Raw genomic sequence first — 13,559 nt, 5'->3', positions numbered from 1 at the left:
CCTCCCTAATCGTTTCATATTACATTGTCATTTTTTGGAATTCCCATACTCTATAGTACCGTAAAGCTTGTTTTCTTCTTACTGTTGCTATTATGAATTATATTTAACACTTCAAAAATGTATGTTCTTTAAAGTGCTATAGGTACTAAACATTTGGTACAGGAATATAAAAAAGCAAAGCGCCCACGCTTTGCTTCTTACAAAATCCCTTTTAACTTTTCACAAATTAACTTCGCTAAATACTCATAGCCTTCTGGACCAAAATGCAATCCATCTTTCTCTTCACCTTCTACGAATACTTTATAATTTTCTTCCTGAATCATCTCAGCATATAAGTTTAGAAAATGACTCCCTGTTTTTCTTGCTACTTCCTCTGCCACTGCTGCATATTGGCCGAGTATTTCATTTGTTCTATGATGTTGTCTTTCTTCATCAACTGGTGCTGGGCTAATAAGCAATACTTTTTCTGGTGAAATCGCACTTACAATTCCCTCTAAATTTTCTTTGTAAGATTGTAATGGCACTGGATCAAATAACACTGAATCATTCGTACCAAGAAAAACTGTTACAAAGTCTGGTTTATGTGATAATACATCATCTTCAATCCTATTTAACGCATCGAACGTATTATCACCCGGAACACCCGCATTAACCACTTTCCAAGTCGGAAACATCTCTTGCAAACGTGGTGTTAACCTCGGCGTTCCACCAAAAAACGTTTCATCAGCTGTAATACTATCACCAAAGCATACTAACGTTTTCATTACTCTACACTCCTTTACGTATGAAACAACTTTCCTTCTATCGCTTTCACATATCTTTCCGCAGAACGTTCAACTGCCTCATTTGCATTTTCTTTTACTACTCGGTGAAAGGCGTTATATAGACGATTAAAATGTAACGGCTTCACTCGATTCGCCATTTCTTCCACTTTCCTTGCTGGTAGTGGAATTAAGTTCGGATAACTATACATGAAACTCACCCACTGTTGGTCTGCTACAACTTGAATAATATCACCTGTTAATAAAATACCTTTCCCATCATTACCTTCTTTCCAATGTAATACAGAACCGCCACTAAAATGCCCTCCGAGACGATGTATAGTAATCCCATCCGCTAATTGTAAAGACTCACCAGACCAATAAATAATACGACTACTTGGACGCATCATCCACTCTTTATCGTCTTCATGTATATAAATTGGTACATCGAATGTTTCTGCCCATTCTACTTGCGTTGAATAATAATGCGGATGGGATAGTGCAATCGCATCTAATCCGCCCCACTCTTTTACCTTCTCAATTGTCGTGTCATCTAAATAAGTAATACAATCCCATAACAAACGATATGACTCTGTTTTTACTACAAATGCCGTTTGACCGATCGCAAATTCTGGTTTTGTCGTAATACTATAAAGCCCATTTTCTTCTTCTATAATTTCATTTTTATATGTATCACTCGTTTGCAAGTTTTCTAAACTCGTCCAAGACTGCCCTTTCGGATTAACATATTGTCTCTCCTCATCACAAATAACACAACTTACTGGTTCTTCCACACTCGCTGCATACTGTACTCCACACGTTGTACAAACGAAATTATTCATAGTTATTCCCCTATCCCTTTAATTTTTTATTAAGCTGATATTTGTTGATCGTTTTCTGCTTTTTTATTTTCAAGTGATACGCTTATAAGAGTAATAAAGTAGACAACTGTAACCGCCATAGGAATTACAATAAATCCTTTTTCCGCAAAAAGAATCCCACATACTGACGTTACTAATACAGTTCCTACTGATAAAAAACCATAACTTTTACTTTCATAAATCCATACATATGGTAAAAAATGAACACCTATTAACATCGCTACTACAAAAGGTAACCACTCCGGAAATTGAAAATATGCAAGTAATACAAACGGAATATTCAATACATTTATCCCACCAATTACTCCAGCTAAAGTCCCTAGCGGATTTCCTTTCGCAAACATATCAATTTTTAATATAGCAGCTATCATTAAGCCGAAAGGAAACACACAGCCCATACCAATTAAATATACCCACACAACTTGCTTTTCTGGAAGAATAACACCAGTTATGCTCGCTACAATCCAAAATAAAAGACCAGCTATTATAACAGGAAATCCCTTCTTCGTTTTTTGTGCTAAATCTCTTTTTGCTTCTGAAATGTTCATTTCTATATCTCCCCCAAAATATAAGTGCTATAATGTCGTCTTATTTTCGCTATCGAACATAATCTCATTCATCCAATAACGCCAAACTACTAAGTAATCTTCTAAATCTTTTGGGTGGTGTCTTATACACGTATCTATACGTAAATATAAGCCTATGACTATTTCTTCATATAAATCTCGTTCTTTTTTATGAAATACACATTGTTTCATCGCATAACAAATTGCTTCTTTTGTTAAATCTTCCGGAGTTGAACAGCACGCATAAATTAAATCATATAGAGGATCCCCTAACACTGGTAAAGGATCTATCACACCATATAACTTATTATCCCGAAATATAAAGTTATGGAATCCAAGATCACCATGTATTAAAAACGGTCTATCCATTCCAGTACTTCTTTTTGGACTATTTACAAGTGTAAGAACAAGCTGATGTTCTTCATCACTTATGTACTGCCTCAATTTTTCACGAACTTTTATTACATTTGTTAATAAAAATTCTGCCCAAGATTGAACCGGACTATCTTTCCATCCCCATCTATCTACCTCTGGAACTATTTCATACGTATTAATTACTTCTTTTACAAGTGTACAAAGTGCGCTCCTCTTATACCCAAGTTCGCACGAGGTAGTCCCTACAAGAAAGGAATACACAATATATCTGTTTAAAGGATCCTTAAACAAAAGTGTTGAAAATAAAGTATTCCCATCATAAAAAGAAAGAAAATCAGCTTCTTCACGTACCACTTCCGATTTATTCAACTTTACAACATATTTTCCGTCCAACAAATATACTGCACTTGTTGTTCCTCCGTTCAACACTTTAATACTTTTCGGATAATGTGAAATAACCTTCTCATTAACTAGTTGTTCAGCGATTATTGAAATATCCATTTCTCCCACCCTTAATTCCGAAGATTCCCTCAATTCAAAAGACACCTTTACTATTATTTGACAAATATAAAGAAAAACCTCCTAAAATCTTAATATAACAAAGATTGATTTTTATTTTATTAAGACTGCCTCTTCCATACCAAATAAAAAACTCCACGGCGCATGATGTGTAAGAAGCATATCAACCTCATTTTGATATGCTTCTTCAATTGTTTCTAGCGTCAAATTTGTCGTATAACCTATTTTGTGAAATTCCTCTTTACTAATGTGAGTGAAACCATACTCGTCATCACCGTATTTATTAAGGTGCTCTTCAAAAAGTGATGCAATATGTTCTTTAAACTGCGTTATATTCATTTTCATTTATCCTTTCTTCTACTTTTATATTTTAAAAATAAGGAAATACTATGTAACGACGTTACATACATATAGGAGGACAATATGAAACCTGAATTTTTAAAAGCTATACATGAAGCGATTGGAAATGTTGAGCATATTCATATAGAAGAAAGTGGCGCAGATAGTTTACTCATTCATCATGATGATGCACAGCAATTAAAACAAGTTGCTGAAACTTTAGAACACAATAATTTCCGCTCTACTATTAGAACAGCTGGAGATGCTTCGTATATTGAAGTGTTGAACAGATAGAGAGAAGTCCCAGCTATGTGCTGGGCTTCATTCTTTTATATCGAATCTTTAAACTATTTTACATGTGCTGCTGTTCCCGCAATATCAATTTGTAAATTATCATTTTCTAGATTTTTCATTACATACAATGTTATGCTTCCGATAGATTTTGAATAATTGTAAGATCGTATATCACCACTTTATCTCCCCTACACCCGGCTCAATGAACTTCCCTGACACATCCTCATTCGAATCTATTACCCAATCGTATATATTTTGTGCTCCTTCAGCAGGAGTCATATTCGCATCAAAAGCACCAATATCAGTCTTTAGTTTTCCTGGATGAATGGCAGTTACACGAATTCCTTTATCTTCAAACTCTTGTTGTAAACAGAGCGTTAACATATTTTGTGCAGCTTTTGCGATCCGGTATGAATATGAGAACTGCCCTTGTGGAAATTCTTTTTCGGCCATTTTATGTAAAGAGCCTAAACGAGATGATACGTTTATAATTCTCGGCTGATTTGATTTAGTTAAAGCCGAATACGCGCCTTTTATTGCTCGAATTACACCTAAACAATGAATATTAAATAGTTCCGTTAACTCTTCTGAATTGGTACGTAAAACCTCAGTTTCCTTTCCAGTAATTCCAGCGTTATTTATAACTAGATCAATATACTCTGTATACGCCTCAACTCGCTTCTTAATACACCCAATACTCTCATCATCTGACAAGTCTGCTAATATAGGAAAACACCTAGAAGTAAACATCTGTTTTAATTGTTCTATCGCTTCCTCACTTCTAACTAGCGGATAAACAAGATGTCCATTTTCATGAAATACTTTCACTAACTGTAACCCTAATCCACGATTTCCACCTGTAATCATGACTCTCATATATCCATCTCCTTATTTTTATAATAAATAAGAAAATCTGCCCACTTACCATTCCCCATAGAAAACGCCTCTCTCATACATTCAAATGAAAAACCAGCTCTTTCTGCCAAACGAACGGATGGCTCATTATCAATATGTATATGTAATTCAATTCTATGAAATTGGAGGCTGTTAAAAAATAATGGCAGCGCAGCTTTTACACTTTCTACTCCGTATCCATTTTTCCAATGTTGATTATGAATAGAGTAGCCCATCATTGCCCATTGATAGTCCATACGTAAAATTTTTATAAGTTCTAGCTTTCCAATATTGGCGCCATCTTCTTTCTGAAAAATACCTAGAACGTACATTTCATCCCGTCGTGCCGCCTCATCAAATCCTCTTATCCATTCCGTGAACCATACTTTTGTTGAAGACGACATATCATGATAGCCATCATCGTATTTATATTGAGATGGTAACCTCTTATTTAATCCATCTAACCAACTTTCATAATCCTCTTTTTGATATGGACGGATAATGAGTCTCTCTGTCTCTACTTGTAATAGCGGCAGCTTCATTTACATCTCTTCCTTTAATTATTAATTGAATATTCTTTATCATCTTACACAAAATACAAAATCTAGTAAATTATTATGTTTTTTCACAAACAAAAATCCAGTTATGTTTTGTACATAACTGGATTTCTCATCATTTTATAACTTTTTTATTTTACAAGAACAACTTCCCTTAATTCCCTCTTCAACACTTTCCCTAAAGCGTTTTTCGGTAATTCATCCATAAATACAACTTCTGGTATTTTATAATTTGCTAGTTTTTCTTTACAATGCTGAATAATTTCTTCTTCTGTTAATAATGTTTGAATGTCTTTTACAATGTAAGCTGTTGGAATCTCTCCCCAAAAATCATTTGGAACTCCAACTACTGCAACTTCTAAAACACCGTTTATTTCATGAATAACATCTTCTACTTGATCTGGATATACATTGTCACCACCGCGTACGATAACGTCTTTATATCTTCCCATAATATGTAGGAATCCATCGTCATCTATCATACCTGCATCGCCCATGTTAAACCAATTATCTTTTACTACCTTCTTTGTCGCCTTTTCATTATTCCAATATCCTTTAAACATGTATGGACTTCTTACATGAATCTCTCCAACTTCATTTGTTGTTAGTTCATCCCCTGTTTCTGGATGAACAATTTTCAACTCTACATGCTTAAGTGTTTTCCCTACAGAAGACATTTTTTCTTTTCCCATATTTGGATGCCAAGAAGTTACTACCCAACCTTCTGTACTACCATACCCTTGCACCATATATATTCCTTTTTCCATATATTTTTGAATGAGCGTTTCTGGAACTTTTGTACCACCACTTTGCGCTACTTTAAAGGTCGAAATGTTGCGCTCTTTTTTATTTAGTTCATCAAGCATATAACTATACACCGCTGGAAACGCAAGCATCGTAGTAATTTTCTCTTCTTCAATCTTATCCCAAATAAGAGTAGGATTTGAATCAGATAAGAAAATCATCGTTATGCCATGATAAATGCAATTTAAAATAGAAAGCACTCCACTCATATGAAACAATGGATGCACTGATAAAAAGCGTTCACCTGCTGGAATTTCTCTTTGCCCCGCAATCTCAGCAAAATAATAGTGTAAGTTTTTATGTCCAATCACACATGCTTTTGCCTGTCCAGTCGTTCCTGAAGTAAATAAGTAAATCGCATCATCATCTTCATGAACTTCTACGTTCGGTTCTGTAATTGGCTGTTCTTGCAATTTTAATTCAAAGGAACCAAAGCCTTCTTCTGTCGTTTTAATTACATAAGGAATTTCTTTAACAGCATCAATCTTTAATAACACTTCACTAAATTCTTCATCAATAACTAATACTTTTAACTTTGCTTCTTTTACAATCGTTTCTAATTCATAAGCAGTAAGCTGATGATTTAGCGGAATAAATACCGCTCCAATTTTCAAACTTGCCATCAGAACGCTTGGAAACGGGGGATTATTTTTACATAGGATTCCTATACGATCCCCTCTTTGCACACCGTTATGTAACAAATAATGTGCAAGCTGATTTACTCGTTCATTATACTGCTGAAATGAATATCTTTTCTCTCCCCCTACAAGCGCTTCCAAATTTGGTGATTGCATTGCTCTTTTTTGTAATAATTGTCGCATCGTTCTCAAGTAAAACTCCCCTTTATATATGTTAGGTTTTTTATTTTACCAGATTAATTATTAATTTACTAAAGATTACACTTAGTGAATATAAAACCAATAAAGTGAAACTTTAATCAGCCCTCACCAATCGAGCTTTTACGGGCGGCCCGACTCCCACCTAACTCCTTCGTATTCACTGAATTTTGAGGTGGGAGTCCTACTGCCCGCAAATAGCGGGATAAAAAAATAGCCATCTACTTAAGCAAGTAAATGGCCATTTCTCCTTATATATTAGAATACTTCTTATTCATCACATATTGCACATACTCAGGTGCACTTTTATTAATCTCTTCATCACTAAGCTTATATTCTGCACCATATAAATAAAACGAAGGTATAAATTCCATTCCCGTGTATAAGCTTGTAGCGTGAAATGGTTTCGTCAACTCAGCCATTGTAATCCCGCTATTTTCATAGTCTTTTTCTAATCCACCTATAGAAATAGCTACACCAAACTCTTTTCCCTTCACTTTATCCCCTTTAGATCCGTAAGCAAATCCATACGTTAACACATCATCAAACCACTTCTTTAATAAAGGCGGTGAGCTATACCAATAAAATGGAAATTGAAATATATATCGGTCGTGTTCTACTAACAGCTTTTGTTCCTCTTCAACATTAAACTCCCAATTTGGTGCCGCTTTATATAGTTCATGCACCGTAACTTCATCGGAATGTTTCTCAAGTTCTTCTATCCATCTTTTATTAATTCGAGACTTTTCAATATCAGGATGTGCTACAATTACAAGTGTTTTCATATATTTTCTTCCCCCTTATAAATAATTCAAACCCTTTAGTATTAGTATGAATGAGTCACATATAATTGAAAAGTACGTACTTTCAGGTACTATAGGAACCTTGAGGTACCTTTGGAGGTGTTATATGAATCAAAATGATGACTGCCCAATTGCAACAACACTCGATGTAATCGGCGGAAAATGGAAAGTTTATATTTTATGTGTTTTGATGGATGGAAAAATGCGAACAAATGAAATCAAACGAGAAATTCCAAACCTTACACAAAAAGTTCTTACACAACAACTTCGGCAACTTGAAGCTGATGGGATTATTCATCGTACCGTATATCAAGAAGTACCACCAAAGGTTGAGTATACAATAAGTGAACACGGAAAATCTTTAATGCAAATTATGAATGAACTATTTGAATGGGGAAAAGATCATCAGATGAAAAGATTAAATGACTAAAAGAACCCTACCTACTTTGTTACATCTTCTATGCAAAGAATTCTTTTGAAATTTTGTAATAGGAGTATCGTCACATAACTATTAAGTTAAGAAAATAGATTACCCCCAAAATGAACTTCTTTGCTATAAAAGACAAAAAGTTTCTGTTTTGGGGGCACTATAAAATTTAAACTTGATACCGATGTGTTACTACCCCAATTTGATATAGGCTTCGTGAATTTCGTGTATTTGTCCTCGTTGTAGCTGGAATGGATTTGGCAATTGTTACAGAAAAAAGAACCAACATTCTTACAAATCTGAAAAAACGAAAATGGCTGTTTATGAAACTTTCTATATTTATACTTAAAGTTGGTGCTACTTCTTTATTGCATTAGATAGTAATGTAATTTATAATACGTTTAAATGATTAAATTCTTAAACGGAAGGTAATGTTAGCGAAATGAACTGTAATGATAAAGTAATGCATATTTTAGAAAATTTAAGACCATGTTTTCAAGGGTTGGGAGATCCAACTCGTCAGCAAATTGTAGCACTTTTAATTGATAAAGATAGCTTGAATGTGACGCAAATTGCGGAGCATATTCCCATGTCAAGACCTAATGTATCTCATCATTTGAAAATATTGAAACAATCAGGGTTACTTCAAGTTCAGAAAAAAGGCACTGAAATGTATTATTGTCTTGAATTTAATGAAACAATAAATCTTTTAAAAGAACTTGTTTCTTTAGTTGAAGATGAATGTAAGAATTAGGTACTCATTTATAGTTTAGGGACACCTTTTGTCCCTTTTTTTAGCGATATTACGTTAAAAGGTTTAAGCTTTTAATCATTTAAACTTATAATCTCATACTAATTAAAATGGAGGTTTCAGATGAATAAGAAAACAGTATTAATTGTTGGTGGGTATGGAGTTGTTGGTAGTCAAATTGCTCAAATTTTACATGATCGACATCCTGATTTGGAAATTAGATTAGGGGGAAGAACCTTAGGGAAAGCGTTACCTTTTGAATCAGAGAGAGTAAAAATAGTCAAGGTAGACAACACAACAGATGATCCTTTAAGAAATTTGGATGATAATTTCACATTAGTTGTTAATGCGGTTAATGACCCGCAAGATAGACTACTTCTATCTGCAGTTCGAAAAAAAATTCCATTGGTTGACATTACTCGTTGGACTGAACGCTTTAAGAGTTCTATTGATCGATTAAAAAATGTTGAGGTCCAATCCCCTGTTGTATTAGCTTCAGGGTGGATGGGGGGGACAGCAGCCCTTTTTTCTAAAATTTATTCAAAAGATCTTCAAGAGGTTACGGTTGATATCAACGCACTATATTCTCTTCAAGACAAAGCAGGACCAAATTCAACAGCATATATGGACCGGTTAACTATTCCATTTGAAGTCAAAGCTCGAGAGGGAATGCGACAGGCTTATCCAATGACTAATCCAATCAAAGTCCGCTTTCCCAACGGTTATATAACCAAATGTTATCGTTTGGATACTCCTGATCACGTAACCCTGCCAGAATCAATTCATGCTGTTTCGGCTAACTTTCGTATTGCTTTTGATAGTAAAATATCTACATATGGACTGGTTTCTCTGGTGAATACAGGGATTTGGAAAATGATTAGCGGAGAAAAATTTACCGATTTACGGAAAAATATTCTCTATAAACCCGGAAAGGGAAGTGCACATAACATAGTTATTCACCTTAAAGGTTATGATGCTACTGGTGTATTGCATAGACGATGTGTGAACATATCAGATCCGTTAGGACAGACACATCTTACTGCTTTAGGAGCAGCTGTCCAAGCAGAGAACATTTTGCTAACATCTGATATTGTGGTTCCGGATTCTGAAATTTACTTTCCGGAAAATCTATTAGATTTGGGTGTGAATGCATCTACAGTTTTAGATTTTTATAGGGAATATGGGGTTAATATTACGAAAGAAAATATATAAAAGATACCGTTCTATTCGTGGTAGTACACATAGGGCTATCAAGCTAAAAAATACAAACATCTCCAAAACGAGAGAATGTGCATCTTCATGTGAAAATGTACATTCTCTCGTTTTGCGGTGTTATAAAATTCTTAAGTTGATGGGCATGTAGCTGAACCCCTAAACTTACAATTTTCTTTTTTCGGTCGTATCGGGCCTTATAGCATTTAGGTAATCAGCTATTTGTTAATCGTGAGGCAGATATTTTTAGCTAAAAGCCCAATAATGGAAATATAATACAGATTATGAACCCTTTTACACGTATCTCGGCTGAACCTCAGAATCACATATTGTTATGACTACTGCTATTCTTCTCTAATTACATCTATAACGTTATCCTTTTTAATTTTCCGAAGCGGAATTAGTACCGATACATAACTAATCAACAGTGCAGTTATAGATGTGATAAAGCTAGATTGATAAGGAATAATCCATTCAAACGACACCGTATTTGACAGTGCTACATAAAGAATATACGACAGCATACAGCCGAAAAAGATCCCTTGTATGCTTCCAAAGAAACCGTACAGGAGTCCTTCATATATAACCATCTTTTTCAAATCCTTTTGCGACATACCAATCGATTTTAAAGCAGCTAATTCTTTTCTTCTCATAATGATGCTGACCGTAATGGTATTTAAAATATTTACACAACCAATTAGTGTAATAACAGCTATAAATCCGTACCCTAATATTTTTATATAAAGTATATTGTCTTTATGGAAATTACTTTGAACAATATTATTTTTTACATCTATAGATGCATCTCCACCGAGTTTCTTTTGTATATCTAAAATTGTAGCATCAGCCTGAGATTGATTCTCTAAATCAATTTCAAAACCTGCTAATTTTTGTGGAGATGGTGTAATATATTCGGCTATTTGTTCACTAGTAATAAAAGTTATGGTATCCATCACTCTGCTCATATTAAAAATATCCAATTCTACAATTGCAGCTATTTTTAAAGTTTCTAGTTTTTCTTCATTGTAGGAGATTTCCTCTGTAGATTTTCTTTCCTGCTGACTTGTTATTTGGATTTCATCCCCTACCTGAAAAGTGCTTAGAGAACCTATATATTTTTTACTTGTATTCATATCATTTGATGCAGCTTGTTTTACTAAAATAACCTCTTTTTCACGATTTAATTTTGAAATATCAATTCTTCCACTAGTTACATTTTCAGCTAGTTTCTTTAAACTATTCTCATCGTATGCTTTTATTTGTGTTTTCATAATTTCTACAGTTTGATTATTATATTTTACTTTTTGATACAGCGATTCATTTCCTTGTAATTCTTTAATTTGTTTATTTTTTGGTACTTTCGTATAAAAATCATTTGCCTGATATTGCTTGTACAGCTTCTCTACGTTATTAACTTTATAAATATTTCGACTCATACGATCTATGCTAGGCCTGTCTGAATTCGAATTAACCGTAACTGATATGTCCGATTTTAGAGCTTGAATTTCCGGTTGTTTACGCTGAATGACAGTATCTATGAGAAACGTAAACGTGATATACAGTACACTACTTATAATAATAGACAAGATTGTAACTGTATATCTATTGGGATTCCTTTGGATATTTTTTAATGCCATACTTAACGGAAAAGATAGTGGTTTCTTTAGCTTTGTTCCCTTTTTTTTCTTTATTTTATCTTTTTTTATAGCTAATCGGCTACTTACGGCCAGTAACGGTGAAATTCTACCTGCAAAAAAAGCAGGAAAATAACTTGAAATATAGACAGTTATCAATGTAATTAAAGAACTTACACATATAATTAACCAATCTAATTTAATTGTATATCCCATAGAGTTTTTAAGTACGTTTATCAGTACTTGATTAAGTAAAAAGACTACTAATATACTGCACAAAATCCCAAAAAAGATAGCAATAATAGAAAGAGATGTTGCTTCTCTTATCACAATTTTTCTGATTTGTTTTTTTGTAGCTCCTATACTCCTCAATAACCCAAACTGTTTCATTCGCTCTACTATACTAATTTGAAATGCATTGTAAATAATAACAATCGTAGAAATCACAACAATCCCAATACTAATAGCGGCTGCCACCATGATCTCCACACTAGGCTTTAAGGCTCTCTTTAATTCGACATTCACTTTTATATTTTCTTTATTCGTCAATAATTTAAATTGATTTTCAACTTCATCAAAGTTTGCGTACTTATGGAATTCAATCAATACGCTACCTTCTCCAACTTTAAACTTATTTTTATATGTCAATAATTGACCTGTTTCATTTTCCTGAGTACTACTAGACTTATTTAGCAAACCAACAAGTTTATATTTTTTTTCATGAATAGTAAACATACCGCCTAATTTAAGATTGGGCCCGAAGTAAGGTAGCATCCATTTTTCCAAAACAGCCTCGTTTTCATTTGAAGGTAGCTTACCTTGTACAGGAATACCAGAATTCAACAGCTTTAATGCTTGTTGATCTGCATACATATAAGAGACAGCTATCTCATCAACATGGAGCGTCTCTCCTGGAGTTATGATGCCATAAGAAGATATATTCGGATTACTTTTTATCATATTGAAAAGCTTTTGATTATAATTTTCAACTGAAATATTTGCGGAACCCATAGGACCTTTTTTAGCATTTTCAATTCCCGAAGTGTATCCGCTATTAAAAAACAGTCCAATCGTTGTTATTAGCGCCAATGCTAGAATAATACCTGTTAATGTTAGCAGAGTACGTTTTATATTACTTCTGAGATATTTTTGACTTAACTGTTTGTAACTACGAATCAATACTCCTCCCCTCCACATTTTGCTTGATTTTGCACTAATTGTTTATCTGAAATAATCATGCCATCTGCAATGGTTATAATTCGATCAGAGTTTGATGCGATAGCAGGGTCATGGGTAATTAAAATCACCGTCTGATTATATTTTTTAGCCGTTACTTTTAATAAATTCAGAACTTCTTTTGTATTTTTTGTATCTAGATTTCCGGTTGGTTCATCCGCTAAGATAATATCGGGTTTATTTATAAGAGATCTACCAATAGATACCCTTTGTTGTTGACCACCCGATAATTCAGAAGGCAAATGATCTCGTCTTTCATTTAACCCTAGAGTTCGTATAATTTCATCCAGGTAATGATCATCTACCTGTTCCTCGTCCAATAGAGCTGGCAAAGCAATATTTTCTTGTACATTCAAGACAGGAATCAAATTAAAAAACTGAAATATAAAGCCAACTTTTCTTCGGCGAAAAATAGAAAGTTCATTATCTTTATAATTGTAGATATTTTCACCTCCTATAAACACATTTCCTGAACTCGGACGATCCAGCCCTCCTAAAATATGCAATAACGTACTTTTACCAGAACCTGACGCTCCAACTATGGTTACGAATTCTCCCCTATGAATGGAAAGATTAATTCCTTTTAACGCCTGTACTTGCGTTTCTCCCTCTCCATATGTTTTTACTACATTTTCTAATCTAACAACCTCCATACAACCCATCCTTTTCA

14 protein-coding genes and 1 pseudogene are annotated in these 13,559 nt (G+C 34.0%); 4 read left to right on the top strand and 11 right to left on the bottom strand.

All coding sequences use genetic code 11. From position 1 onward, the window contains the following. Positions 1-197: 197 nt before the first annotated feature. The 5 genes and pseudogenes from MKX77_RS08045 to MKX77_RS08025 form a co-directional block, all read right to left on the bottom strand. Positions 198-764: an SGNH/GDSL hydrolase family protein gene (locus tag MKX77_RS08045; RefSeq protein ID WP_341306254.1), complete on the bottom strand. Its 567-nt coding sequence runs from the start codon at positions 762-764 to the stop codon at positions 198-200. A 14-nt stretch (positions 765-778) separates the two neighbouring features. Continuing rightward, positions 779-1,603: a hypothetical protein gene (locus MKX77_RS08040; RefSeq protein ID WP_341306253.1), complete on the bottom strand. Its 825-nt coding sequence runs from the start codon at positions 1,601-1,603 to the stop codon at positions 779-781. A gap of 29 nt (positions 1,604-1,632) precedes the next feature. After that, positions 1,633-2,190: a DUF7010 family protein gene (locus MKX77_RS08035; protein WP_341306252.1), complete on the bottom strand. Its 558-nt coding sequence runs from the start codon at positions 2,188-2,190 to the stop codon at positions 1,633-1,635. 27 nt (positions 2,191-2,217) lie between these two features. Continuing rightward, positions 2,218-3,084 (bottom strand): aminoglycoside phosphotransferase family protein, encoded by an 867-nt coding sequence (locus MKX77_RS08030; protein ID WP_341306251.1) that lies wholly within the window; start codon positions 3,082-3,084, stop codon positions 2,218-2,220. 114 nt (positions 3,085-3,198) lie between these two features. Then, positions 3,199-3,441, bottom strand: a pseudogene (locus tag MKX77_RS08025) (Nif3-like dinuclear metal center hexameric protein); the annotation flags it as partial. Between the two features lie 84 nt (positions 3,442-3,525). Here MKX77_RS08025 and MKX77_RS08020 point away from each other — a divergent pair. Continuing rightward, complete coding sequence (locus tag MKX77_RS08020) at positions 3,526-3,735, top strand: hypothetical protein (protein WP_002066340.1); 210 nt, start codon at positions 3,526-3,528, stop codon at positions 3,733-3,735. Between the two features lie 171 nt (positions 3,736-3,906). Here the strand turns inward: MKX77_RS08020 and MKX77_RS08015 are convergent, their stop codons facing one another. The 4 genes from MKX77_RS08015 to MKX77_RS08000 form a co-directional block, all read right to left on the bottom strand. Beyond that, positions 3,907-4,611 carry an SDR family NAD(P)-dependent oxidoreductase gene (locus MKX77_RS08015; RefSeq protein WP_341306250.1) on the bottom strand — a complete coding sequence of 235 codons (705 nt, stop codon included), beginning with the start codon at positions 4,609-4,611 and terminating at the stop codon, positions 3,907-3,909. Further along, positions 4,608-5,171: a GNAT family N-acetyltransferase gene (locus MKX77_RS08010; RefSeq protein WP_341306249.1), complete on the bottom strand. Its 564-nt coding sequence runs from the start codon at positions 5,169-5,171 to the stop codon at positions 4,608-4,610. Before MKX77_RS08010 ends, MKX77_RS08015 begins: the two co-directional genes overlap by 4 nt. A 146-nt stretch (positions 5,172-5,317) precedes the next feature. Next, positions 5,318-6,820 (bottom strand): class I adenylate-forming enzyme family protein, encoded by a 1,503-nt coding sequence (locus MKX77_RS08005; RefSeq protein WP_341306248.1) that lies wholly within the window; start codon positions 6,818-6,820, stop codon positions 5,318-5,320. A gap of 257 nt (positions 6,821-7,077) precedes the next feature. Continuing rightward, positions 7,078-7,611: an NAD(P)H-dependent oxidoreductase gene (locus tag MKX77_RS08000; RefSeq protein ID WP_002161059.1), complete on the bottom strand. Its 534-nt coding sequence runs from the start codon at positions 7,609-7,611 to the stop codon at positions 7,078-7,080. 124 nt (positions 7,612-7,735) lie between these two features. Here MKX77_RS08000 and MKX77_RS07995 point away from each other — a divergent pair, with 124 nt between their 5' ends. From MKX77_RS07995 to MKX77_RS07985, 3 genes are all read left to right on the top strand, one after another. Further along, positions 7,736-8,059 carry a winged helix-turn-helix transcriptional regulator gene (locus MKX77_RS07995; protein ID WP_002137377.1) on the top strand — a complete coding sequence of 108 codons (324 nt, stop codon included), beginning with the start codon at positions 7,736-7,738 and terminating at the stop codon, positions 8,057-8,059. A 439-nt stretch (positions 8,060-8,498) separates the two neighbouring features. Then, the gene (locus MKX77_RS07990; RefSeq protein WP_341306247.1) at positions 8,499-8,810 is read left to right on the top strand and encodes an ArsR/SmtB family transcription factor; all 312 of its coding nucleotides are present in this window, start codon (positions 8,499-8,501) and stop codon (positions 8,808-8,810) included. A gap of 120 nt (positions 8,811-8,930) precedes the next feature. Further along, on the top strand, positions 8,931-10,019 hold the full coding sequence (locus MKX77_RS07985) for a saccharopine dehydrogenase NADP-binding domain-containing protein (RefSeq protein ID WP_341306246.1): 1,089 nt from the start codon (positions 8,931-8,933) through the stop codon (positions 10,017-10,019). Between the two features lie 344 nt (positions 10,020-10,363). On the opposite strand, the gene MKX77_RS07980 is transcribed toward MKX77_RS07985, so the two are convergent. Both MKX77_RS07980 and MKX77_RS07975 read right to left on the bottom strand, forming a co-directional pair. Continuing rightward, entirely contained in the window at positions 10,364-12,832 is a 2,469-nt protein-coding gene (locus MKX77_RS07980; protein WP_341306245.1) for an ABC transporter permease, read from the bottom strand. Next, a complete protein-coding gene (locus tag MKX77_RS07975) occupies positions 12,829-13,542 on the bottom strand; it encodes an ABC transporter ATP-binding protein (RefSeq protein ID WP_098271549.1) in 714 nt (237 codons plus the stop codon). Before MKX77_RS07975 ends, MKX77_RS07980 begins: the two co-directional genes overlap by 4 nt. Positions 13,543-13,559: the final 17 nt, after the last annotated feature.

Origin of the sequence: Bacillus sp. FSL R9-9410 (genome assembly GCF_038050385.1) — a bacterium.
In the GTDB taxonomy this organism is placed as follows: Bacteria; Bacillota; Bacilli; order Bacillales; family Bacillaceae_G; genus Bacillus_A; species Bacillus_A cereus_U.
The sequence above is the reverse complement of the archived record's forward strand: the minus strand, read 5'-3'. Positions and strand labels throughout refer to the sequence as shown.